The organism is Maribellus comscasis (assembly GCF_009762775.1).
Taxonomy (GTDB): domain Bacteria; phylum Bacteroidota; class Bacteroidia; order Bacteroidales; family Prolixibacteraceae; genus Draconibacterium; species Draconibacterium comscasis.
Map to the genome: position 1 here is coordinate 5,981,835 of NZ_CP046401.1, position 26,005 is coordinate 6,007,839.

The window sequence follows — 26,005 nt, forward strand, 5'->3', positions numbered from 1 at the left end:
AATTTAAAATGTTAGAAATCAATATTTACCCCAAAAGTAACTGTACGGACTGATGGGTAATTTCCACCATCTGAACCTCCGGTTGAACCGCCCATTCCAGCGGCCTCCACAGAGTATCCAGGGTATTCATCAAAAGAAAAGAGATTTTGAGCATTGACATTCAACCTCAAATTTTTAAGACCGATTTTATTTGCCAACTCTTTTGGAACAGTGTAACCAAATGCCAGATTACGAATTTTCAGATAGTCGGAGCTAAACAGGTAACGTTGCTGTGAAACCAGTGCGCCGTACACATTACTTGAGCCGGCTTTCTGCGAAATTCCGTCACCAGTTTCGGTTTCCGAACGCCAACGGTTTTTGGCATAAATCGAGAATGCATTTTCCATGTGTCGGTTTAATCCCGCTGCATAGCCGAATCCCCAGTAAATTAAACCTCCGTACTGACCGTCGAGCACAAACGAAAAATCAAAGTTCTTATATGAAAACTGGCTGGTTAAACCCGCATTAAATTTTGGCATATTGTTTCCCTGATAAACCATATCATTTGAATTTATCGTCCCGTCTTCATTAACATCCAAAAATTTCAGGTCTCCAATACTCTGTGTGTATAATTTGGCGTCACTGGCTACTTCTTCGGCCGAATTGAATGTGCCGATGTTGACATAAGTGTATATGTCTCCAAGAGGACGGCCCACATAGTTGCGGACCCTGCCGTTAACCGATCCGTAATAGTCATTTCCTGTTGCCAGAGAGAGCAGTTTATTACGATTGAATGAAATATTAAAACCTGCGGTCCATTTAAATTCGTTGTTTATTATGGGAGCAGTTGCAGAAAATTCTATTCCTCTGTTTCTTATTTCTCCGGCATTTATGGTTACCGTACTGCTTTTTCCATTTAAATTAGGGATTGATGCAGAGAGCACGGCATCACTAATTCTGTTGTAATAATCCACCGTTAATGCTACCCGGTTGAAAAGGCCAAGGTCCAATCCAAAATCAAATTGGGTGTTTTTTTCCCAACCTAAACCAAGATTGGAATATCCTCCCGGATAATAACCGGTTACTCGTAATGAGTTGGTGCCTTCTCCAAAAATGTAATAATTGTTTGATAGTGTTGAAGTCCAGACATAGTTATCGCCAACCTGATCATTTCCGGTTACACCATAGCTTCCCCTGATTTTTGCAATTGACAGCCAATCATAATTTTCCATCCATGACTCTTCTGCTAAATTATAAGCCGCCGAAAATGACCAAAAAACACCGGCACGATTAGCCGGGCCAAATTTACTCGAGCGGTCCTGCCTGATAGAGCCGGAAAAGAGTAGTTTGTTTTTATAGTTATAATTGAGCCGGCTAAATACAGCATCAAATACATATTCAGTATTGCTTGAAGAACCGTTCCAGATATAAGCTCCGTTAACATTTGTAATGTTGGTGTTCCCGTAGGCAATCGGATAATTTTCATCTGTCCTGTCGTCCTGCCTTACAGAATATCCGTTGTCATAAGCTACGTCGTAGCCTAACAATGCAGTTATTTCGTGGTCTTCAGTAATTTTTTTGACGTAGGTAGCTGTTGAAGACCAGTAAATATTATAACTAAATGTTGCTGCGCGATAAGCGTCAATTGCTGCCAGATTGGGATTCGACTTGTTTCCTGTCCGTGAGCTACCCGGACTATAAGCACTTCTGTAATACTCGTGTTTTTGATTTATTGTTGTCGCATTAATTTTTGAATTTACAGTTAAACCTTCAAGTGGTTTTACCGTGACAAAGCCTTGCGACAAAGTTCTAAGAGTATTGTAATCATCATCTATTTCGAGCAATTTACTCAGTGGATTTGTTAACTCGGAGTTAAAGTCAGTTCCTGCGGCATGCTGTGAAATTTGAAAATAATCTCCGTTTTCAGCATAAGGCCCGTAAATTGGTGGAAAGGTAACTGCTTCTGCAATAGTTCCTGCCGTTACTGATGTATTTCCGCCGGAGGTTTGCTGCACTCGCTGATAGGTATAAATGGGTTGAATTGATACCCCAACCGTTATAATTTTATTGAGATCGGATTCAATGTACCCCCTGAGACCAATTTTATGATTAAACGAGTTTTGAACTATACCTTGTTGGTTCTGATACTCAGCAGAAATTGAATACCGGGATTTTTGGGAGGCTCCGTTTACCGAAAAATTATAACGTTGAAATCCTGCAGTGCGAAAGAAAACATCTTTTTGCCAGTTTGTTTCGTTCCATTCACTTGGATTATCCAAGAGGGCAAGCGGAGCCATTCCCTGGTTTTCCCGGGCATCTTTTACCATCAGGGCAAATTCCGATGCTGATAATACGTCAATATATCTTTGAGGCTGCTGAAATCCATAAGCAACACTAAATTTAATTTCCGGTGTATCTGTTTTGCCTTTTTTTGTTGTCACCAGGATAACTCCGTTTCCGGCCCGCGAGCCATAAATGGCGGCTGAAGCTGCATCTTTTAAAACATCAATTGACTCAATATCGTTGGGCGAAAGATTCATAAAGTAGCTGGCGTCTGCTGTTGGGTAGCCATCAATTACATATAAGGGATCGCTTGATGCGGTGAGAGATCCCGTACCGCGTATCCGTAAAGTGGGTGAACTTCCGGGTTGCCCGTCGGCATGCACAATATAGAGGCCGGACAGTTGCCCGTAAAGCGTTTCTCCAACAGACCCGACCGGCATTTCTTCAATTTTTTCAGCTTTTAATGAAGAAATCGCAGTTGAAACCGACCGTTTTTGCATTGTTCCGTAACCTATTGCAACAACTTCTTCAATTCCAATCATTTCTTCCTGCATTGTTATTGAAAACGTACTTCTTCCTTCCACCGGAATTTCCTGTGTTTTCAGCCCAACAAATGAAACAACAAGTGTTTCTGCGTCGGGCGGGATCGAAAATTGAAATTTACCATCTACATCTGTTACCGTTCCAATGGTAGTCTCTTTTACAATGACAGAAACTCCGGGCAACGGTAGCCCGCCCTGATCAACAATGGTACCCGATATTTCCCTGTCGGTTTGTTGTTCAATTTCCTGGTTTTCATTAATCTCTATCCTGGTGTTCTGAGGCTGGCTCCGGTCTTTTGTAATGATTATCTGTCTGTCGGTAATTTCGAATTTTGTTCCACTGTCTCTGAAAACTTCAGCAAGAATCTGTTCAATATTAGATTCGTTCACAACCACATCATATCTTTTTTGCAGATCAATCGCTTCGTTTTTGTAGATAAAAACAAATTCTGTCTGCGATTCGATTTGTTTGAAAACTTCGACTATCGAAACATTTTTCATATCCAGCGAAAGCCTGGTAGATTGAGAATATATTGAAGCGCTGAGGCTCATCAAACCAAGAAAAAATGAGAGGACAGTTAGTTTCATTATTAACAATATTTTTTTTCCCTTGTGACAATAGAAGTCACAGAAAACATTCCATATTTTTTTCATAAATTTGTTCTGTTTAAAATAATTACAAGTTTTAAATCACATTTAAAGCTGGCGGGTACTCCACTATCCACCGGCTTTTTTTGGTAAATTCTATGTTTTTACAGTTTGACAGGTGTTTAATTCATAAGCATACTATTTTTTAGATTTGTATTTTATTGATTTATTCAGTTATAATGTAGATTTGTTTTTCGTTCCGTTCCAGATGGCCTTCCACTGTTTTTGCGAGGTGTGTTACAGCGTCGTCAAATTCATCCGATAAAACCAATTTCCCTGATATAAGGGTGTTGGCGAGCTTTTCGCCCTTAATTAATATTTCTTTGTTATAATATTTTTCAACTCTTCGTACGATGTTAATCAGTGGCTGATCTTTAAATTGTAACCATCCGTCTTTCCAGCCCACGTAATTTATTACGTCTACTTTGTTTACGGTCGCCCTGGAAGTATTGATGGAATAGAAATATCCCTGCCCGGGTTCTAACGTATATTTTGGGTTACTAAACAGTTTATTTTTTTGTGTAACGTTTACACTCCCTTCAACTAAAACCGCAGATGCAGTTTTTTCATCTTCGTAAGCCGAAATATTAAATATTGTACCGGTTACGTCAATATCGAGGTAGTCGGTGATAACCACAAAAGGCATTGCCGAATTTTTTGCTACCTCAAAATATCCCTCTCCCTTTAAATAAACTTTACGGGTATTTCCTGTAAAATTTGCGGGAAAGATAAGTTGACTTCCCGAGTTAAGTTGAACTGTTGTGCCGTCGCACAAGGTTATGCAGTGTCGTCGTCCGAAAGGGACAATTATCTGGTTCAGGTTCTTTTGTCCTTCATTCGCCGAATTTTTAAGTTTTTTTTCTGTATTCCCGTCTTCTGTAATAAAAATTTCTTCGCCACCGGGGTTATATTCAACAGCCGACTCATTTTTTTGCAGCTTGTGTTCCAAACCATCGGAGAGGATAAGTACCCCTTCTTCATAGACTTTCTCACTGCTCTCCGCTATTTGTTTAAATGAGCGCAAATCTGATTGCGAATAGAAATAATATCCCAGCCCAAGTAAAATAACAATACCAGCCGCAACTTTCCGGATAATCGGAAATATCCGCCGGTTTGTTTTTTCGGGTGTTATCTTTTTCAGTTTTTGCCTGTCGCGGATTTTACTCCAGATTTCCGATGCTTCACCTCCACTTAATCTTCTATGTTCAGCGGTTGTTGATTTTATAAATTGTATGGCAAAAAGAATATCTTCCTTTTTTTCGGGATATTGCAGAAGCAGTTTTTTTACATATTGTTCTGCTTCTGCCCCGCCTTTTGTAATCTGTTCAACAAAAGACTCATCCCGTAATAATGATTCGAATTCTATATTCATTTTGTTTTGACTTCGATAGTAGATGATTTGTATTGATATTTATAGACATAAATTTTATTTTATTTTTTTGTAAAAAACAGAAGGGAATATATACTACTGGCCGAGAGGTTTTTCGGAAGAATTATTTATCTGGCTTTTTTAAAACAAATTGTTTCATTTGTTTGAGTGAACGGTAGATTAAAGTTCGTGCCGATGGGATACTTATTTCCATAATTTCAGCAATCTGTTCGTAACCGCAGTTGTTTGTATACTTCAGAAAAATAGCCTCGCGCTGATGTTTTGAAAGATTTTTTAAAGCGGCAGACAAAATTTCCTGCTGCTTGTGGTGTTCTTCCAAACCGGCAAAAAAAGGGTCTGCGTAACCTGAATAATTTTCTTCAGAGGTGAATATTAAATTTTTGATTTCATTCCTGCGGTTTTGTGTACGCAATTCCTCCAAAATTTTATTCCGAAGCGATTTTAAAATATAGGCCTTTACATTCGACGAAATAGACAATTTGTCCTGTTTTTCGATTAACCCGATAAACACATCCTGAATTGAATCTTTTACCAATGATTCGTCCGGATAAATTTTCATTCCGTAAGAATATAAATCGTCAACAAAAAGCAAATAAAGATTGGAAAGGGCTTCTGAATCACCATGAAGAAATTTTCTCCAATAATTTAGTTCGTTAGGTTCGCTCATGTTTATCCGGTTCACAAGAATCCAGAGTCCGAAATTAAAAAATAATATTATTTATCACAATCTTTCAAAATAAACTAAATTCTCCAATTTCGGAACCAGGATTAAATCGGTTCCATTTGAGATAATGCTCTTGTTGCACCATTCCGGCCGGTAAACAGCTTCTGCAAATTCTGTATTAAATCAATGAATACTTTTTGGGCTGTTTGACAGGAGTCAGAGAATCAAAGATGTAACTAAACTGATTTCCTATCGTCTTAAAGATACTTTGGCATTTAATTACTGTTATTAAACCTTCTTCATTATGATCAAAAACATACTAAAACACAGCCTGCGTGCCTTAAAAAAACAAAGAGGATATGTGGCAATTAATATTTTTGGTTTATCCATCGGGATCGCCAGCAGTTTAATCATTGCCCTTTTTATTATTCACCAATTAAGTTTTGATCAGTTTAACCTCAAAAAAGACCGTATCTACCGGTTAACACTCGATGGCAAAATAGGGGAGCAGGAAGTAAATGCTGCCTATACCGCCTCGGTAATCGGGCCGACCATGGCAACGGATTTTCCCGAAGTTGAAAAGTTTTGCCGCTTAAATATTTTTGGTGAAACTATCGTGAAAAAAGAGGATCTAATATTTTCGGTTAAAGATTTTGTTGAAGTCGATTCTTCATTTTTTGAAATATTTTCCATCCCGCTTTTGAAAGGGAATATCCAAACCGTACTAACCGAACCCAATACCATGGTTTTATCCGAATCGATGGCTAAAACCATTTTTGGCAGCGAAGACCCGATTGATAAAATGCTTCAAATAAACACGCGCAAAGAGCCTTACAGAATAACTGGCGTAATGGCCAATTTTCCTGAAGAAACACATTTTAATGCCGATATACTGACTTCTTTTGTTACCAACAGAAGAGCCAACGATCCGGAATGGCTCAACAACAGTTTCTCTACCTATGTTTTGTTAAAACCCAACACTTCACCCAAAAATGTTGAAGCAAAATTTCCAGGGATGGTTGAAAAATATATTGGCCCGCGGGTACAGCAACTGTTTGGTGTTTCGTTAAGCGATTTCCTTTCGCAGGGAAACCGATATAACTTTCATTTACAGCCGCTCACCAGTATTCATCATGATCCCACTGTAGAACACGAAGTAAAACCAGCCATCGACCCAAAGTATCTGATTATTTTCGGAAGTATTGCCATTCTGATTATTGTTATTGCATCCATAAATTTTATGAATCTTTCCACTGCGCAGGCTACAAAAAGAGCAAAGGAAATTGGCGTAAAAAAAGTAAGCGGTTCATCAAAAAGTATGCTTGTTTTACAGTTTTTAACCGACTCGGTGGTGATTTCGTTTATTGCCTTGATTATTGCTGTTATAATGGTTTTTATTGCACTTCCGTTTTTTAATAACCTGCTGGATGCCCACTTCAGATTTAATCTTTTCAGCCACTTTTATAAGATTCCTGTCTTGTTTCTTTTTGCTTTTGTGGTGGGAATACTGGCCGGAGCCTATCCCGCTTTTTACCTTTCATCGTTTAATCCGAGCACGGTGTTGAAAGGAAAAGTAAAGGATGGTGTGAAAAACGGAAAACTAAGGAGTATTCTTGTGTCGGTACAGTTTTTAATTTCTATTGTGTTGATTATAGGAACCATTATTATGTACCGACAATTGACCTACATGGTTAACAAGGATCTGGGTTTTGGTAAAGACCGTTTACTGGTTATTGAACAGGCGGGTTCTATTGGCGACCAGGTAAATACATTTAAACAAGAAGTGTTGAAACTTCCCGGAATTAGAAATGTGTCGGCATCTACCGCTGTTCCCGGGCACAACAACAATAACAATGGTTATATGCTTGAGGGGCGGGATGGGCAAACATTCCTGATGCAGACCGCCTATGTTGATTATGATTTTCTGGATACCTACGGAATGCAACTGACCGACGGCCGTTTTTTCGATCGTAGCTATGGTTCCGACAAGGAAGCTTGTATTGTAAACCAGAAAACCATCGAGGAGTTTGGTATTGACGATTTTCAACAAACCCGGTTTGTAGTGATTTTTAACGACAGCGGAGAGAAAACATATATGCCAATTATCGGTGTTTGTAATGACTTTCATTTTGAATCGCTTCATAACCGGATAAATCCATACATTATGAGGTTCAAGCAAGAGGGAAATAACTGGGGCTATATAACAGTAAAATTCAATTCAGATGCATCTGTTAATTCCGTCAAACAAATTGAAGATATTTGGAAACGGTTCGCCTCCAACAACCCGCTTCAATACTTTTTTATGAACGATGATTTCTCTCACATGTACAAAGCCGAGCGGCAAAATGCTGAATTATCGGTGGTTTTTGCTATCCTTGGTATTTTTATTGCTGCCCTCGGGCTTTTTGGATTAACGTCGTTCACTATTGAACAACGAACCAAAGAAGTTGGTGTGCGTAAGGCTTTGGGGGCTTCAGGGATCAGTATTTTTTATCTCATATCAAAGGAAATTATTGTGTTGGTTTGTATTGCAACTGCCGTTGCATGGCCACTTATATACTGGGTTGCGAGTAATTGGCTACATAACTATTATTACCGGATAAACCTCCGGGTGTTTGAATTTGTTATTGGCTTTGCGCTTGCTATCGCAATAGCGCTGACTACCATAAGTTATAAAACTCTGAAATCGATTCAAATAAATCCGGCAAATACGTTGCGTTACGAATAGTAGTTTTAAGGAGTTGAAGGTTGTACTTCTGGCATCGTCTGTTTGGGTTGGTGGATTCGTCTGAATTACAAATGACAAAATGAAAGAGAAATTACCTTTTAACATTGGAAAAATACCGTTATTGAAAAAAATAGGAGGGATACAGTTGCATGCAGCTAATGTAAAAGACTATTTTTTTAAGATTACCTGATACGCGGAATTCAGAGGTATATTTTATTTGATGAAGAGAAAAAATGATAATTTCAAATGCAATCGACCATCCGACGATAAATAGAGGAAACAACTTGATGAAGTAATATAAAATACCCTGTTTGAATGGATTGGAAGTATTTTGTAAATGGATTGATAATAACAGCCAGTTGGTAGGATGGGTACAAATAGAAATCGACAAATCAACGGGTAGCATTCAAGTTGTAAATAAAAATTTTTCGACAGAAGAGCTTATTGTGGCAGGCAAATAGAGAACGGGTTATTCTGAGGTTTAGAAATTGTTATGTTCTTTATGTTAAGTGTTTTTTTTGAAGATTACAGCCCTTTATTTTTTTAAAAATTACAATCTTGTATGATGTATATACTTCCTTAAAAATGAATTGTAAAAATTGTAATACTGAATTGAATTCAACTAACAATTATTGTGGTCAATGTGGGGCAAAAACTATAAATGAATGAACGAATTACGCTGAAATATTTAATATCAGCGGTGTTGTCGTCTTTTGGCTGGGACAATCGTTTTTGGGTTACATTCAGAGATTTGCTGATTAGACCCCAGTTTGTAATTCATAAATATTTGGAAGGGACCCGTAAAAAGCATACAAATCCGTTTACTTTTTTTGCAATTGTTATTACAATTTCGGTTTTGTTAAATAGTTTCTATTTTGATGAATTAATTGAGATGTCGTCTAATATAGCAACAATGAGTAAAACCGAAACTGAAACTGCCGCCAGATCATTGCTGGATAAGGATATTAGTGAAAGCAATACAGGTGAAAACAGTCTGGAAAGAATACAATTTATTGAAGATTTGAGCACTTTTTTGTACAAGAATTATTATTATTTTTCTTTTTTATTTCTTCCTCTTTATACTTACATCGCTTTTCTTGTTTTTAGAAAACCAAATAATTATGCAGAACATCTGGTTATAAATACTTATATACAAGGGCAGGTTGCTATTTTTGGGATGTTTCTTTTTTTAATCGCCATATTTGTTCGCAGAACAGAAACATATTTTTGGGGAACGTTTTTACTAACCTTTCTTTATTATTCCTATGTCTATCAGAAAATCCGGAATTATAGCTTTAAACAATTATTGGGTAGAATACTAAAGTTTTTTATGGTTTTGTTTATTCTGCTGTTACTGTTCGGGATATTAAGTTTTTCGGCTGGAATTATAATATCGTTACTAAAATGAAAAGGAGTAATTTGTGTTTCTGAATATACCTCCATTTTAGCCTTCCTCTGTAATGGTATTTTGTATTCTCCCCCAAAACAAAAAAACGAGGAAGCCTTTTGCCCGTAAATTTTGGTCTTTGACTTTTGAACCGGATATAAAATAAGCTTGCAACTTATTCAATTTCAATACCTACCGGGCAATGATCGGAACCCATTATTTCATTTAAAATAAATGCCTCTTTTACTGAAGGGAGAAAAGTTTCGCTGACAAGAAAGTAATCGATTCTCCAGCCGACGTTTTTGCTGCGGGCACCGGCACGGTAACTCCACCACGAGTATATGTCGGTTTTGTTGGGGTAGAAGTGCCTGAAAGTATCAGTGAACCCTCTCTGAGTGTAACGATCCATACCATCAATTTCTTCCTGCATGTACCCCGCCGATTTATTATAATTTGGCTTAGGCCTCGCCAAGTCGATCGGCTGATGCGCAACATTAAAATCACCACAAACGATAACCGGTTTTGTTTGTTCCATTTTTTTTAGATAGTCAAAAAATGCTTTATCCCATTGCTGCCTGTATTTCAGCCTTTTTAATTCACTTCCTGAATTTGGAACATATACCGTTACCAGATAAAAGTTTTCGTATTCCAAACATAAAACACGGCCTTCCAAATCGTGCTCTGCAATGCCAATGTCTGGTGTAATATCTAACGGTTTGGTTTTTGTTAAAACAGCAACCCCCGAATAACCTTTTTTAACGGCTGAGTTTGAATAAATATGATACTCTTTCAACGAGGATAATGTTGCTGCAACCTGTTCATCCTGAGCTTTGGTTTCCTGCAAACACAAAATATCAGGTTTCATTTGTTCCACACTTTCAGAGAGATTTTTATTGGCAACAGCCCGCACACCGTTTACATTCCAGGAAATAATTTTCATTTTTTTGTATTTATTGTCAACAATACTACAAAAAAATGGTATTTTATATTGAATCATTTGTAAATTTTTTTGATCCAAACCATCTCTTCATTGTTAAATATGAAGGTAAAAAAGACAGGTTTGTTTTTTTCTTTTTTGTATTTTTTAAATTTGAATATGACTAGTAAATTATTGCAAAAATGGATAAAATAGAAAAGACAGCACTCGCATTCAAAAAGAGTAAACGCGACAGAAGGGATATGATTCAATATATCAACCTTCAACTTGCTTCGCTGGGGCAGCCCTTTTTTTACGACGATTCTGATGCAGGAACTAAATATGCAAATTCAAAGTTTCAGGCCTTAACAGAGGGACTGATTAACAGTTTTAAGGAAAAATCGAGGCTTTTGGAAGGACATCTCTCCCCGGTAGATACGAGGATTCAAAATTTTATTGACGACTATTTGAAGGAAATACAGTTTGATAAGGATTTTCGCTTGCCTTCCGACACCTTCGTTTTAAATCAAAGAGGAATGGCAAGAGAACTAAGTTTGCCTCCGAATGGCAAGGAATTTAAAAGCGATTTGTTAAGTTCTTACCGTTTAAAACAGGGTGTTCTGAATAATCCTGCAAGCGACAAACGAACTACAAAGGGGACTTTTCATATTGTACGTGGCGGCTTACCTGTCCCCCTGGATAAAAAAGAAGTACCTAAGATTACTTTTGCGCATTTGTTACATGAAGCTTTGCATCCTTCGGACGATTTAATGTTATTGCCTTTTACTGCCAATCAGAATGAAAAGGCAAAAGTTATGGTTTCACTTTTGCTTCGCCCTGTGGTTTGTCCCGAGGTAAAGGGAGTCATCAGTGAGAAAAGTATGGAGATTCGTTTTTTTGCACCAGGTACGCTTGTGAGTAATCTGGATTTTGTTGAGACTATTTTTGGAAATGCCGGCGACCATAATTTGGCTGTAAATGATGCTGCGCTTGATGTTGAACACTGGACCGGCCATACAGGATGCGTAATACTGGCTCCACAACTCACTAAATTAAAAAAGAAAGATGTTGGCCTGCCACATTATGATGACGCATCGGAACGTCAAAAGCAGGACGGCATGTGCTGGAAAGATAAAAACGAACTGTACAACGACGGAACAGCTTTTAAACTCACCTGTCGCAACGAGAAGGGAGTGGTTGTGACTTTGATAGCAGATAACTATTACGGTTATTCAAAAAAGGAGGTGAAAACTCAAATCAGTTATTCTGCAAACCTTTATGGTTTGGTGGAGGAAGAACATTCAGGGGGAGCTATTGCTTTTCCGCGTGGTAACATGAGCGATAAGGTATTTGGTTCCAACTTCACTAAGAAGTTTGATGCTCCCTACAAGTTTGAGGAAGTTAAAAAGCTGTTGGCGGATAAAATTGATTTACAGGGAGGCAATTATGCCATTGATAAAAAATACAGCGATATTGTTTATATTCCTGAAAATGCGGATATTGATATTGAACAGACCAGTGTTTACTGGACTTATAAAGACAAAGAATTTAGCCTGAAATTGTCGCCTCAGAAAGTGTATGTTCATCCAACGGGCCATAAGTTTCAGTTGGTAAAACACCCCACTGAGCAAATGTGGCGGATCATTGATACGGCACCGGAAGGTATGTTCTGCCATAAACCAAGTACAGTCTCCGGAGGTGGAAAATCGGAAATTTCAAAGTCGATGCAAAATGCTATTAAGTATGGTTATTTTTATATTGAAAACCTAGAGGATGCGGAAAATAAAGTGGATGAAATAATCAATAAAGATTATTCCGACAGGTGGAAAAATATTCGCCCCGATGCCGCTCCGTCAAGGTCGTTTCTGAGCAAGGAACGAACATTAGGCTCTGCTGTTAAGCTGCTTACTCCTTCCGGCCAGTACAGTGATAAATACAATAAATTTCTTTCAGAAATACCGGAGAATGTTCGTACGCTGGCTTTGTTTGTCAAACGTCACTATCGAGGCAATGAGGAGAGGCGATTAAAGTGGAAAGAACTGTTTAACGTGGAAATCGTGAATGGTCGTCCGGGAAATGTTTTGCGCTATAAACACCAGCCTATTACAGCAAGTTATGTGCGAATCGGATTCAACCAGGAGGGTCGCTGGTATATCCATAAGTTGCGTTCTGATTTTGTCCCGAGTTTAAAAATTCAAACCGAAGATGATATTTCAGCCACTATAACTTTGCCGGCCAAACAGCTGAAAAATCTGAATAAAGAGTTTGGAAATCCAAGTCAGAAACTGGTGGCCAATTGTGAAAGTTATCTTTTTCAACGGCCCGATGAGGCGGTAATTCGTGGTTATGACAAGGAAGCTGAAAAGGAGATTGTGGATAACAATACTTTCCTTACCAATTACGAACCTCTGACAAAAGAAAACGCACAGGAGCTTTTGGATGATGTGATTACTTTTGAAAAGTATACAAAACCTGTTAAAGAGTTTATCAGAAAAGTTGCGCGGGGTAGTGGCAATTGTTATTTTGTTACGCCTTCTCATCCGCGGATTGTGGACGGTGAGCCGACAAAAAATCCGCGTTATCTGCAACGAAATATATTTAAGGAAGAAACAATGGACAGCTATCTGGCCGAGGTTGGTGTAAGATTATTCAGAAAAATAAAACCACAAGACCCGGTTCACTGGCCTGTTAATGCGGTTCTTCCCGGAAGAAGAAATAATCCGGCCGATAAAGAAGGTGGTATTCGCCCCTTGAGTGTTTACAATCCGATTCATTATCAGGAGTTGCCGGAATTATTTATGGATTTTATTGCAAGCATTACCGGAAAATCACCTTCAACAACAGGAGCAGGTCTGGAGGGCGCACTTACCAAAGGGCCTTTTAATATGCTGGTTCCAACCACCGATTTAAATAATGCGCTACTTTCTTACATTTTAACCGAATACCAGGGGTTTAGCAGTGCCGCCGGATACATCGGTTCCGAAAATCGATTTGACCATGACATCAGTATTTTGATTCCTGAAATTTGGGCGCGCCTGGTTCCTGAAGATCGTGATGCAAAAAAACTGATTGAAAATGAATGCCTCGAAAAACTGGAGGATTTTGAATATGAGGGTAAAAAAGTTCTGGCCAGCCGTTTGGGGTACCGTATTACAAAAAACTTTGCTTTTCGCTGTATGAACCGTTTGTTTGATGAGCCGCTGGCTGTTTTTAACGAACGTATGCTAAAACCTGAATTACAGAGCATGGAAGAGTACGTGGACGGAATAAACAATATTACAGAAGCGATGCAACGTGCCGCGCTGCCTTACTTCGAAGACGGAAGTGTGGAGGCTGCCATTCCGCCGCTGAAAGTATTATTGCATGTTATGGCCTATGGGCATTATGAAGGAATGGATATTAATGAACCGGAATTGCGTAAGATGTTTGAACGCGATGAGGTGATCAAAACAGAGTGGTATAAAGAGCGCCTGAAAATTAAACAGGAAAAAGAGATTGCTTTTTATAAATTTCAGATTGAATATCTCGAAATATTTAAAGCAAACAAACAGAATAAATCCTTGGTTTTGGAAATGGACATTAACGGGCGTCTGAAAAAGGCAAAAGAGCTACTGGCGCATGTTGAATCCAAACAGTACCTGAATGAACTGGTTGGAACAATTGGAGCAGATCCTTTATATAAAAAATAAACGGGAAAGCTTTTAATAAAAAAGAGCCGTTCATTAAATTCTGAACGGCTCTTTTTTTCATTTGAGATCTTTTTATTCTGAATAAAATTTTGCTTTGTGCTGTTCGGCGAAACTCATCAGTTTTTCAGCGATATCGGGATGAGCTTCAATAACATTTGTTGTTTCATAAGGATCATTTTCCATGTCAAAAAGCGACAATTCAATTTTGGTTTGTTTGTATTTTCCTGCCATGCCGTCATTTGCAGCATAATCCAGCGTTCTGTAATCATGCGGGAGATGCATTTTCCATTTTCCATCGCCACTCATTATTGCCTGAAATTCTGAACCATTGGAGAAAGCATAATAGTCATGCGGGTTTGTTGCGTTTTCTTTTCCTGCAATCAGGTCCCACACATCACGGCCGTCAATTTCAGTTTCCGGCAACGACACATTGGCTAACTTACACAAGGTCGGTAAAAAATCGATGGTTAGAAATGTGTTCGTCGATTTTTGGTTTCCGGCTAATTCATCAGGGTATTTTACAATACATGCTGAACGTGTTCCCCCGTCAAATGACGTTCCTTTGGCCTCGCGGAAAGGTGTGGTTCCTGCGTGATTCCCGTATGAAATCCACGGACCATTATCTGATGTGAAAATGACAATCGTATTTTTATCAATTCCGTTTTCTTTTAAAGCCGTATTTATTTGACCAACCGACCAGTCGAGTTCAAGCAAAACATCACCATATAACCCAACTCCCGATTTTCCTTCGAACTCAGGACTGCAAAAAAGTGGTACATGCGCCATATTATGCGGAACATATAACAGGAATGGTTCGTCTTTGTGCCGGTTTATAAAATCAACAGCATGTTCTGTATACCATTTTGTCAGCATTTTTTGGTCATCAAAATCAACATCTTCAATGGTTACTTTATTATTTTCCCAAAACTGAAGCGGGTAACGTCCCCAATATTCCGGATTTTCAGGATGATGTTTCCACATATCGTTGGAATACATTAATCCGCAACTTTCATCAAAACCACGGGCCGCAGGGCGGGTTTCCGCTTGGTCTCCACAATGCCACTTTCCGAAAACGGCTGTGCTGTAACCGGCTTTTTTAAATACTTCTGCAATGGTTGGGAAATTGGTTTCAAGCCCTCTTTCTGTAGGACCGTGCGCTCCAAACACTTTAGTCCTGCCCGGGTAGCATCCTGAAATTAAAGCTGAGCGTGATGCAGAGCAGATTGCCTGCGGAACATAAAAATTGGTAAACGTTATTCCTTCCTCTGCAAGTTTTTCTACGTTTGGTGTTTTAATTTTTTTCTGACCAAAAGGTGAAAAATCGGAATAGCCCGAATCATCCAAAAAAACGATGACAATGTTGGGCTGTTTTTTTTCTTCCGGTTCTTTTGTTGAACTGTTGCAGGAAACAATTGAAAATAACGTTGATATAAAAAGAGCAAATAATAGAAGTTTTTGTTTCATGTTGGTTAATTAAAGAATTTACTCAAAAATAGGAGATTTGATTTAGAATGTAACTATTAATTTCAGGATTGTTACAATGAATAGTTTATATAATAAAATTTTAATCAAATAATTCTCCGGGGCTTTGCCTCGGGGTTACCTTATATTCTCCCCTGAAATCAGGGGAGATGTCATCGGCCAGATGGTGGATGACAGAGGGGTGAAATAAAGAAAATCTGACTTTTCAGCATTGTTGCTGAAAATAAAGTTGGCGAAATACTCCTTGGTTCTGCCACGGGGATAGTCAACTTTAGGGATTTTCTTTATTTGTCTTCAATTTTTTTACTAAAATCAGCATTTTTAACGTACCTTGTGCCCAACAAATTTAAGAATATCATGAATAAAGGAACAGTAAAATTTTTTAATGAACAAAAAGGTTTTGGTTTCATTAAAGATTCTGAATCATCAAAAGAGTATTTCGTTCATTCAAGTGGGTTGAAAGACAATATTGGAGAAGGCGATGAAGTAACTTTTGATTTGGAAGAAGGAAGAAAAGGGTTAAATGCCGTAAATGTTAAACTGGCTTAGTTTAAAATAGTAATACATTTAAGAGTTTCAGGTCTCGTTGTAAAGCGAGACCTTTTTTATGCAATCTATTTTAGAAATTGATAAAATAAACGGATAATATATTTAATCTTCAAAGAAGTCATCGGGATTAAAAGGAATGTCGTCATCCGGATCTTTGTCTAAAGGCCCCACACCTGGCGGGTTAAACAAGCCCCAATCGTCTTTTATATAGTTCCATTTATCAAAGCTTTCCACCCATTCAATAAAAAGCAATCTGTATTCTTCAATTAATTCTCTAACGATGTCGAAATACTGAACGTCTTCAAAACCAAACATTTCCAGAGAATGATTTGAAACCATCAGGTCACGGGCAGCTTTTCGTATTATGGCGGCGGCTTCCATTCTGATATCATAGAGATCACCACCTTCTGCACCTGCTACTTTTACCGTAAGCTGAGCAGCGTCACTTAGCATATTTCCTTTTATAAACTGAAGGTGTTCGTTGTCTTCCGGTATCAGTTCACTGATTTGGTGTACAACGTCAAAAATTTCTTTTCCTTTTTTGTATATGGGAAGACTTTCGGCTGGTCGTTCATGTTTTTCGTAATCCATATTTAGTCGCGGTAACGTTTTACAATTTCGTCATATTCGTCAATCCTCCTGTCACGCAGGAAAGGCCATATTCGACGAACATCTTCCGAGCGTGACAAATCGATTTCAACCACTTCCGACTGTTCATATTCTGAAGAAAACTGGTAAATAATTTCTCCCTGAGGACCGGCAACAAACGAGTTTCCCCAAAATGTAATTCCATTTCCAATTCCTGAAGGATCGCCTTCGTACCCTGTTCGGTTTACACTGATAACGGGCAAGCCATTGGCAACAGCATGTCCTCGCTGCGAAATCATCCAGGCTCCCAGCTGTCTTGCTTTTTCTTCTTGTGTATCCGACGGTTCCCAACCAATTGCTGTGGGGTAAATCAGAATTTCTGCTCCTGCCAAAGCCATCAAACGTGCGGCTTCCGGATACCACTGATCCCAGCAAATGAGTACGCCCAGATTTCCCAGTGATGTTTTAACCGGATTAAAACCGAGATCGCCGGGAGTAAAGTAGAATTTTTCATAATACGAAGGGTCATCAGGAATATGCATCTTCCTGTAAATACCGGCAACTGAACCATCTTTTTCGAATACTACAGCGGTGTTATGATACAGTCCGGCAGCCCGTTTTTCAAAGAGTGAAGTAACCAAAACAACTCCGGTTTCTTTGGCTACTTTTGAAAAGGATTCGGTGGCGGGGCCTGGAATCGTCTCGGCAAGGTCAAACATATCAGTATCTTCCGTTTGGCAAAAATAAAGACTGCTGTGTAATTCCTGCAATACAACAAGTTCAGCACCCTGCGATGCACATATTTTTATTTCTTCAACACTTTTAGCAATATTCTCACTTTTGTTCCCGGTACATTTTTGTTGTACCAATCCGGCTTTTATTCTTTTCATTTTCAAAAATTTTCTTTGTTCAGTTTTACCGGCTCCGGGTATTGCATTGTTATACAATGCAGCGAGCCGTGCTGTTCAATTAATACGCTGCAATTTAATGGTATTATTTCTTTTTGAGGAAAACATTTTTTTAATATTTCTACAGCAATTTCGTCCTCCCCGACACCGTATACCGGAAGCAGAACAGCATTGTTTATAATGGTAAAGTTGGCGTAGGTTGCGGGCAAACGGTCTCCCTCGCTATCATAACAGGCACCCGGCATAGGCAGTTCAATCAAATCGTAAGGCTTACCGTTGGGCCGGGTGAATTGTTGCATGTCGTTTTTCATCTTTTGCAATGCTTCAAAATGCTCATCGTCCGGATTGTTACATCCAACATAGGCAATTGTATTTTCATTGCAAAACCGTGCCAGTGTGTCGATGTGTGAATCTGTATCATCTCCGGCCAGATAACCGTGATTTAACCATAAAATCCGGTTGGCGCCAAAATCTTTTTTCAGAATATTTTCAATTTCTTTTTGTGTGAATTGTTCGTTCCGGTTTTTTGAAAGCAGACATTCTGAAGTGGTAAGAATTGTTCCTTTTCCGTCACTCTCAATGGAGCCACCTTCCAAAACAAAATCAAAACTTTGTAAACTGCAATTTCCAAAAATTCTTTTTTCAAATAGCTTTTTTGTAATTTGATTGTCAAGTTCTGCTTCAAATTTTTGAGCCCAGCCATTAAAAATATAATCGTGTATAACAGTTTCATTGCTTTCAAGAACTGTAATGCCACTATGGTCACGAGCCCAGGTATCATTTGATTCTGCCTGAATAAAATAAATATTTTCCGGCTTGTCAAAATACGATTTTACACGGCTCACATCGTCGCATACCACCAGCACATCCTGAAATTTTGCCGCAGTTTTAATAATGTCGACAAAACAGGTGGAGACTTCATCCAGAAGATATTCCCAGTCGCTGTTTCTATGTGGAAAGGTGAGTTGTAAAAACGATTGTTTTTCCCATTCTGCCGGAAGTCTTTTTCTATTTTCTTTCTCCATTTAGTTTTTTATAAATACATAAGATAAATATTTGTCAAAATTATAATTTAAAAGAATGAAATATCTTTAAAAGTTTACAGAAAAGGCACTCCTTTTTTTATTATGATTTTTGTGTTTTTTTTAAACGGGAAAAGTTTTCATTTTTGCCATTCAGAATTAAATTTGCAGCCTTTTTTACCAAATTAAGTTATAGTCATACCAGTTGAAAGTCGTTAAAACATATACCGAGGCCGAACTTATTTCAGGTATCAGGAAAGATAATCATGATTCTTTTCAGAAAATATTTGAACGCTACAGTCAGCCTTTGTATCGTTTTTCGTTAAGCTATCTGAAATCAAAAGAAGCTGCTGAAGATGTTGTGCAGGAGGTCTTTACAAAGGTTTGGGCCAACAGGAAGGAGTTAAAGACAAATACTTCCTTTCAGTCTTATATTTTTACCATTGCTTTCAATTCCGTTCGTAAATATTTTAATAAGCTGTCAAAAGTAAATGGCATCAAACACGAAATTCTATTGGAATTCTCAAGAGAAGCAACAAATTTTGACAACCGGAACAATTTTCAACTCTTACTGGACAAGCTGGATAAATTAATTGAAGAAATGCCTGACAAAAGGAAACAGGTTTTTATAAAAAAGAAAATAGAGGAGAAATCATTAAAAGAAATTGCTGAAGAACTTTCTATTACACCCAAAACGGTAGAATATCATATTACAGAAGCAATGAAATTCTTAAAAAAAGAATTTGAAGAGTTAAGCGTTAAAGGGCTCATCTTCTTTTACTTATTCATAGATAAATAATTTTTTTGATTTTTTTTGTTTTTCCGACTGGGGATTTTCTGTTGTTAGGGATATAACCAGTGTTTGAAAAACACATTGGTAGCAAAATGTAGATTTAGTTTAGTTTAAATAAAGAAGGAAGTGTTATTTAAATTTAGCACTCCTTCTTTAATTAGTAAGAATGAAAGAGAATTTTGATTTACATATTTTAAAAAACTTTTCGAAAGGAAAATATTCTTATAATGATTATCTGAGCGTTAAGGAGTGGTTCGATAATGTAAAGGATTTTCCGGGATTTAAAGAAGAGTTGTCGGTTGAATGGGATGAGATAAACCGTAAAGAGTCTGATGAAGGGAAATCTCTTGACCATATTTTTGAAAAGATTCATTACAAGATTTTACTTGAGGATAATAAAAAAGAAAGAAGTTTTAATTTTTATAAATTATACCGGCAGGCGGCAGCTGTTTTACTGATACCGGTTTTTGCTTTTTTACTTTACTATCTTGTTCGCCCCGATAATAATAATCTGCTAAATTCAGGCTGGGTCGAAATAAATGCCCCCGAAGGAGCGCGCGTTGAGTTTTTTCTTCCGGATAGTTCTTCAGGCTGGCTTAACAGCGGTTCAAAACTAAAGTTTCCTGCGGTGTTTGAACAAAACAGAGAAGTTCAGTTACAAGGCGAAGCCTACTTTGAAGTGAAACATCTGGCAAATTCCGATTTTACAGTGGATGTTCCCGATTTTGACGTTAAAGTTTTAGGTACAAAGTTTAATGTGTTGTCCTATGCTGCTGATAGCCAAACCGAAGTTGTTCTGGCAGAAGGAAAAGTTGAAATAAGTGGGAAAGCCGGAAAGTTTAATCATACAATGACACCTGGGAAACGGGCAATTTTTAATCGTGAAACAAGAGTGCTAAATGTTGAAGAGGTTGATGCTGAAATGTTTTCAGCCTGGAAAGACGGATTTCTTGTAATTGATAATGAGTCGCTGGAACAGGTTTTATCAAGAATAGAAAGGTGGTATAATGCAGAGATTATTGTTGAAGATGAAACATTAAAAAGTTACCGCTTTAAAGCTACATTTAAAGATGAGCCTCTGGAAGAAGTTTTGCGGTTAATAGCGTTAACAACACCGATAAAATACAGCATCGACAAAAGAGAATTTGATGCAAACGGAATTTTAAAAAAGAAGATAGTACATATGACACTGAAAAATAATTAGATGCAAAAACAGGAAAATGGTACCAGCACTTTCCTGTCGACTTTGCAGAGCGAGATCAATTAATAATTTATTCACTCTATCAAATGTAAATTTATGAAAAAATTTCTAAAACTAAAGGTACCGTCAGGTTTTCAGCCTTCCGGAAACACTGCCTTTAAAAAAATCATTAGAATGTTACGATTTACTGTTTTTTGTTTTTTCCTCGGCTTACTTCAGGTAGCAGCTGTGGAATCGTATTCGCAGGCAACAAGACTATCGTTAAAAATGCAGGATGAAAGTCTTGAAACCGTTTTGGGTATGATCGAAGATGAATCAGAGTTTTTCTTCCTCTACAACAGGGATCTTATTGATGTTGACCAAAAAGTAAATATCAATGTAGAGAACAAAACAATTGAAGTAATTCTCGATAATTTATTAAACGGGACAAATATCAGCTATGCGGTTTTTGATCGTCAGGTTGTACTTTCGAACAAAAAAATCATAAACAGTGTGGCAAAACAGCCGTCATCTGTTTCAGGAAACGTAACCGACGATATGGGACAACCACTTCCGGGGGTAACTGTTTTGATAAAAGGAACTACCAACGGAACAGTAACCAATTTTGACGGAGATTTTTCCATTTCGAATATTCCGAACGATGCAACGCTTGTGTTTTCCTTTGTAGGAATGATTACTCAGGAAGTTTCGGTTAACAATCAATCTGAGATAAATATTACGATGCGCACTGATGCAATTGGTATCGAGGAAGTTGTTGCCATTGGTTATGGTGTTCAGCGGAAATCAGATATTACTGGTTCAGTAGGTGTGGTAAATGCTGAGGATATTTTGGAAAAACCTTCGTTTAACGCGCTTCAGGGTATGAAAGGTAAAGTAGCAGGGGTTAACATCTTCTCCAATTCCGGTTCGCCAACAGGAAGCACAAGAGTTATTATCCGCGGAGTAAACTCAATTGAAACAGACACAGATCCGCTTTATGTTGTTGATGGTGTTGTAATGGAAGATTTCCATCTTGTTAACCCCAACGATATCGAGCGTATTGAAGTGTTAAAAGATGCTTCTTCAGCAGCTATTTATGGTGCAAGAGGTGCTAATGGGGTTATTCTTGTTACTACAAAAAGAGGTGCCAAAAACGGCGATGTTGTTGTTAGTTACGATGGCTATGTAAGCGTTGGTAAAATTCGTAAAAAAATGGATTTGCTGAATGCTGAGGAATGGTTGGAAGTAATTAAAAGAGGGTATGAAAATGCTCCGAAATACAAAGACTACGAACCGGGAAGTGAACCTGCCATCGACTTTACCGACCCGAATTTATTTGACGCCAATGGAAACCCTTTGTATGATACAGATTGGCAGGACGAAGCAACCAGAGTAGCTGTTTCTCATAATCATCAGTTTAGTGTTCAGCAGGGAAATGAAAAATCATCGGTAGGTGCTTTTCTTAATTATTCAGATAATCAGGGCATTATGCTGAATTCCTGGATGAAACGTGTAAATGCAAAGATTGCTTACGATGCACAACCCACAGAATGGCTCGACTTTGGTATCAACATGCTGGTTAACAAGGTTTGGGAAAATGAGATTGAGGAAGGCGGTGGTCATCAGATGCCACGTCGTTCTATGATTGAGATGGTTCCGATTATGCCTGTTAAATTTCCAGATGGAAGTTGGAGTAGCAGTTCAAGTACCAGCAACTTTGGTTTGGAAGGAATGGCCAACCCTGTTCACGTGTTAAAAACACAGGAACGTTTGAGAAACCGTACCCAATTTTTTGGAAATACATTTCTGAATTTTCACCTTCTTCCCGGACTGGATTTGAAAACACAGTTTGGTATTGATAATCACATCCGCCAGAACAAAGAATACAGTCCAAAAGATTTGTTGAATATTTCTTATCCGAATGCATGGGCAAATGTAAACGACTACGAAACCATGTACTGGCAGGAAGAAACTTATCTTTCCTATAACACAACAGTTGGAGATCACCGTATCAATTCAGTACTTGGTTTAAGCTGGCAGGAACGTGTTTACCGTCAGAATACTATTAATGTTTCAGGATTTTCCGATGATTTTTTCAAGTACAATAACGTAGGTGCAGCGAGCGATCCAAGTGCGCCTGGTTCATCTTATGAAAGATGGTCGATGAACTCGTACTTTTTCCGTTTTGGTTATTCTTACAAAGACAAATACATGGCAACTGTTACCGCCAGAGCGGATGGTTCATCACGTTTTGGAGATAACAATAAATATGGTTTCTTCCCGTCTGCAGGTTTAGGCTGGGTTGCATCAAACGAAGAATTCATGAGCTCAGTCTCCTGGATTGACTTCCTGAAACTAAGAGCCAGTTACGGTGTTACCGGTAGCACCGAATTGGGAACCTATCGTTCGTTGGCAACGATTTCCGGCGGTACGGTATTGTTAAATAACGAAAGGGCGAACTATAATGTAGTAACCCGTTTGCCCAATCCTGATCTTGAATGGGAAAAAACCTCACAATTTGATGTGGGAATGAATATTACTGCTTTCAACCAGAAAGTATCATTGGAAATTGATTATTACTACAAACTTACCAGCGATTTATTGTTGGGACGCCCGGTGCCACATTCTACAGGATTCGAATCGGTAATGGATAATATTGGTTCGGTTTCCAACCAGGGGATTGATTTCTTATTAACAACCAGAAATGTCCAAAAAAGCAATTTCAATTGGGAAAGCACATTGAACATGAACTACAACAAAAACCGTATTGAAAAACTGGGTGAAAACGATGAAGATATTTTTCCTGGTCCGTGGTGGGTTTCAGGTAGCCAGACGATTCTTCGTGTTGGTGAATCACTGAGCTCGTTTTACGGCTACCGCAGATTAGGTACCTGGGGTACTGATGAAGCCGAAGAAGCTGCTGCTGTTGGTGCTGTTCCCGGTGTTGCAAAACGTACAGCTGAAAGAGAAATTATAGGTAAAGGTCTTCCTGATTTTACAGGTAGCTTTATCAACCGTTTTAACTATAAAAATTTCGATCTGGTTGTGGATCTCCAGTTTACACTGGGAGTTGATATTATGCAACAGTTCTTTCATTCAACAGAAGACAGGACAGGTTATGCCAATGGTCTTTCAACTATTTTATATGACGGGTGGACTGAAGAAAATCAAAATACAATGGTTCAGCAAATTCGTAATGCCTCATTAAATGGCCAGAATTCAGAAGTTGACGATCACTGGGTTTGCGACGGTTCGTTCCTGAGAGGAAACCTGATTTCGTTAGGTTATACTTTCGATGGTGGATTGTTAAAGGGAACCGGATTGCGCTCTTGCAGAGTTTATGCAAACGTTGACAACCTTTTTGTAATTCATTCAAAAGATTTTAAAGGCTATGATCCTGAAGCTACATCGTGGGGCGGTGACCAGTGGGGACAGAATATTTTCTTCTTCCAGTATCCAAAACCAACCACAGTAACCTTAGGTGTAAATGTTAAGTTTTAACCAGATTTAAACTGAAGAACAATGAAAAAAATATTAGCAATAGCAATGATACTTGGGGTGTTAACCTCATGCGATAAATTTCTTGCAGAAGAGCCGCGAAGCGAAATGAGTGTGGATCAGTTTTTTAGCTATCCTACACATGCATACAACGCGGTAAATATACTTTACAGAACCGGAGCTCCTACTTTTTATGGTTCAGGTGTCTATGGGGGAAGCCGCGCCATGTTGGGAGGCTATATTTCAGGTTTGTTTGACAATGAATATAAAGGACAGGAAGTTCACGTACAACACAGCCAGAACCTTACTTTAAACGGTACCAATCTGGGAAGTTATTTTGATGGCGCATGGGACGCGTGTTACCTGGCTATTTCCAGAGCAAACCTTGCGATTAATAATATTCCGGAAACTCCGGATTTAGAGGAGTCTGAAATAAAACTTTTGACTGCGCAGGCACGTTTTTTCAGAGCTTTTAACTACTATTATTTAGTTAAAACGTTTGGTGATGTTCCTTTGATTCTGGATGCCTATTCATCACTCGATAATTTGTACGTTGAACGTACACCAACTGCACAGGTTTATGCACAAATCGTTGAAGATTTAAAATATGCAGTTGAAGAAGGAGGTCTTGCTGATGTCCCTATGACCGAGAATGGCTACCGTATTTCGAGAAGCACAGCTGCTGCACTGTTAGCTGATGTTTATTTAAATATGAGTGGTTATCCTTTACAGGAAGCACGTTATGCTGAAGCTGCAGCAATGGCGAGGTCAATTATCAGCAGTGGAAACTATGCTCTTATTCAGAATGGTGCTACTGAAAGTGAAAGCGCTTACAACGTGATGCGGGTTTCAGACAATGAAAACGAATACGTATATTCAATCGAGTACGATGCAAGTATCGACGATAATTATTGGCAACCGGCGATTTGTTATCCAAACAGCGCAACTTCATGGGGGATTTTTGCTTATTCAATTACCAACAATGCATACCGTCCGACAGAAGAATTTTTGTGGATTTATGACGATGAAAACGATTTACGGGTTCAAAACAAACAGTATTTTCACAATAGTTTAACTTATGTGGATGGCGGCGTTGAAGTAACTAAAACCTTTGAAACTGCGCCTTATTTGTGGCATAACGATGAAGCACTTTTCGAAACCGGGAAAAACCCAAAAGATATTGTGGTTTATCGTTACGCAGAAGTATTGCTGATTGCAGCAGAAGCTATCGCTCAAACTGAAGGTGTAACTGACGAAGCGATTGGTTACCTGGCCGATGTGCAGGCACGTGCTTACTGGCAAACAGATCGCAGTGAAATTGTTGCCAAACTCTCCGGCCTGTCGTTTGATGCTTTTATCAAAGCAGTGTGGAAAGAAAGATTGCGTGAGCTGGCGCTTGAATACAAAATCTGGGCAGATGTGCAACGTACCCGCCAGTATCCGGTTACCAATGAAAATGAAAAAGGTGAAGTAACTTTTGTTGATGTGGTTGGACATACAACAATTTGGGGAAAGACATTCGAAGAAAAACATTTGCTTTTCCCAATCTCTGAGAACGAAAGACAAAGAAATCCGAATTTAGGTCAAAATGATGGATATTAGGTAGTTGGAAAACTATTATCAGAAAGCATCGCCACTAACTTGGGCGGTGCTTTTTTATTTTATTACAGCGTGAAAAAATGCTGGATTTTGGGAAATTTTTACTCACATTTAATATTGAATATAAAAACAAGAAAACTCTGAAGGTTTATTTAGTTTT

At 38.4% G+C, this 26,005-nt stretch carries 17 protein-coding genes; 9 read left to right on the top strand and 8 right to left on the bottom strand.

Annotation, left to right across the window (positions count from 1 at the left end; genetic code table 11):
• Nucleotides 1–11: 11 nt before the first annotated feature.
• The 3 genes from GM418_RS24255 to GM418_RS24265 form a co-directional block, all read right to left on the bottom strand.
• Nucleotides 12–3,458, bottom strand: coding sequence for a TonB-dependent receptor (locus GM418_RS24255; protein ID WP_158869782.1), 3,447 nt, complete (start codon nt 3,456–3,458; stop codon nt 12–14).
• A 160-nt stretch (nt 3,459–3,618) separates the two neighbouring features.
• Nucleotides 3,619–4,824 carry a FecR family protein gene (locus GM418_RS24260; protein WP_158869783.1) on the bottom strand — a complete coding sequence of 402 codons (1,206 nt, stop codon included), beginning with the start codon at nt 4,822–4,824 and terminating at the stop codon, nt 3,619–3,621.
• A 121-nt stretch (nt 4,825–4,945) separates the two neighbouring features.
• The gene (locus GM418_RS24265; protein ID WP_158869784.1) at nt 4,946–5,509 is read right to left on the bottom strand and encodes an RNA polymerase sigma factor; all 564 of its coding nucleotides are present in this window, start codon (nt 5,507–5,509) and stop codon (nt 4,946–4,948) included.
• A 301-nt stretch (nt 5,510–5,810) separates the two neighbouring features.
• On the opposite strand from GM418_RS24265, the gene GM418_RS24270 reads away from it, so the two are divergent.
• The 3 genes from GM418_RS24270 (at nt 5,811) to GM418_RS24280 (ending at nt 9,642) form a co-directional block, all read left to right on the top strand.
• Nucleotides 5,811–8,234 carry an ABC transporter permease gene (locus GM418_RS24270; protein ID WP_158869785.1) on the top strand — a complete coding sequence of 808 codons (2,424 nt, stop codon included), beginning with the start codon at nt 5,811–5,813 and terminating at the stop codon, nt 8,232–8,234.
• A gap of 311 nt (nt 8,235–8,545) precedes the next feature.
• Complete coding sequence (locus tag GM418_RS24275; protein WP_158869786.1) at nt 8,546–8,695, top strand: hypothetical protein; 150 nt, start codon at nt 8,546–8,548, stop codon at nt 8,693–8,695.
• A 200-nt stretch (nt 8,696–8,895) separates the two neighbouring features.
• Complete coding sequence (locus GM418_RS24280; RefSeq protein ID WP_158869787.1) at nt 8,896–9,642, top strand: DUF3667 domain-containing protein; 747 nt, start codon at nt 8,896–8,898, stop codon at nt 9,640–9,642.
• 154 nt (nt 9,643–9,796) lie between these two features.
• Here the strand turns inward: GM418_RS24280 and GM418_RS24285 are convergent, their stop codons facing one another.
• Entirely contained in the window at nt 9,797–10,561 is a 765-nt protein-coding gene (locus GM418_RS24285; protein WP_158872851.1) for an exodeoxyribonuclease III, read from the bottom strand.
• 179 nt (nt 10,562–10,740) lie between these two features.
• On the opposite strand from GM418_RS24285, the gene GM418_RS24290 reads away from it, so the two are divergent.
• Nucleotides 10,741–14,226 (top strand): PPi-type phosphoenolpyruvate carboxykinase family protein, encoded by a 3,486-nt coding sequence (locus GM418_RS24290; protein ID WP_158869788.1) that lies wholly within the window; start codon nt 10,741–10,743, stop codon nt 14,224–14,226.
• A 72-nt stretch (nt 14,227–14,298) separates the two neighbouring features.
• On the opposite strand, the gene GM418_RS24295 is transcribed toward GM418_RS24290, so the two are convergent.
• Nucleotides 14,299–15,690 carry a sulfatase family protein gene (locus GM418_RS24295; protein WP_158869789.1) on the bottom strand — a complete coding sequence of 464 codons (1,392 nt, stop codon included), beginning with the start codon at nt 15,688–15,690 and terminating at the stop codon, nt 14,299–14,301.
• Nucleotides 15,691–16,065: 375 nt separating this feature from the next.
• On the opposite strand from GM418_RS24295, the gene GM418_RS24300 reads away from it, so the two are divergent.
• Nucleotides 16,066–16,257 carry a cold-shock protein gene (locus GM418_RS24300; protein ID WP_158869790.1) on the top strand — a complete coding sequence of 64 codons (192 nt, stop codon included), beginning with the start codon at nt 16,066–16,068 and terminating at the stop codon, nt 16,255–16,257.
• Nucleotides 16,258–16,359: 102 nt separating this feature from the next.
• Here GM418_RS24300 and GM418_RS24305 read toward each other — a convergent pair whose 3' ends face one another.
• From GM418_RS24305 to GM418_RS24315, 3 genes are read right to left on the bottom strand one after another with little or no spacing between them, the layout of a single operon-like run.
• A complete protein-coding gene (locus tag GM418_RS24305) occupies nt 16,360–16,848 on the bottom strand; it encodes a hypothetical protein (protein ID WP_158869791.1) in 489 nt (162 codons plus the stop codon).
• Nucleotides 16,849–16,850: 2 nt separating this feature from the next.
• On the bottom strand, nt 16,851–17,735 hold the full coding sequence (locus GM418_RS24310) for a carbon-nitrogen hydrolase (RefSeq protein ID WP_281350195.1): 885 nt from the start codon (nt 17,733–17,735) through the stop codon (nt 16,851–16,853).
• A 2-nt stretch (nt 17,736–17,737) separates the two neighbouring features.
• On the bottom strand, nt 17,738–18,778 hold the full coding sequence (locus GM418_RS24315; RefSeq protein WP_158869792.1) for an agmatine deiminase family protein: 1,041 nt from the start codon (nt 18,776–18,778) through the stop codon (nt 17,738–17,740).
• 202 nt (nt 18,779–18,980) lie between these two features.
• On the opposite strand from GM418_RS24315, the gene GM418_RS24320 reads away from it, so the two are divergent.
• From GM418_RS24320 to GM418_RS24335, 4 genes are all read left to right on the top strand, one after another.
• Nucleotides 18,981–19,574, top strand: coding sequence for an RNA polymerase sigma factor (locus GM418_RS24320; RefSeq protein ID WP_158869793.1), 594 nt, complete (start codon nt 18,981–18,983; stop codon nt 19,572–19,574).
• 160 nt (nt 19,575–19,734) lie between these two features.
• Nucleotides 19,735–20,772, top strand: a complete 1,038-nt coding sequence (locus tag GM418_RS24325; RefSeq protein WP_158869794.1) for a FecR family protein — start codon at nt 19,735–19,737, stop codon at nt 20,770–20,772.
• Nucleotides 20,773–20,865: 93 nt separating this feature from the next.
• Nucleotides 20,866–24,249 (top strand): TonB-dependent receptor, encoded by a 3,384-nt coding sequence (locus tag GM418_RS24330; RefSeq protein WP_217447588.1) that lies wholly within the window; start codon nt 20,866–20,868, stop codon nt 24,247–24,249.
• A gap of 21 nt (nt 24,250–24,270) precedes the next feature.
• Nucleotides 24,271–25,848, top strand: coding sequence for a RagB/SusD family nutrient uptake outer membrane protein (locus GM418_RS24335; protein ID WP_158869795.1), 1,578 nt, complete (start codon nt 24,271–24,273; stop codon nt 25,846–25,848).
• The last annotated feature ends 157 nt before the right edge of the window (nt 25,849–26,005 follow it).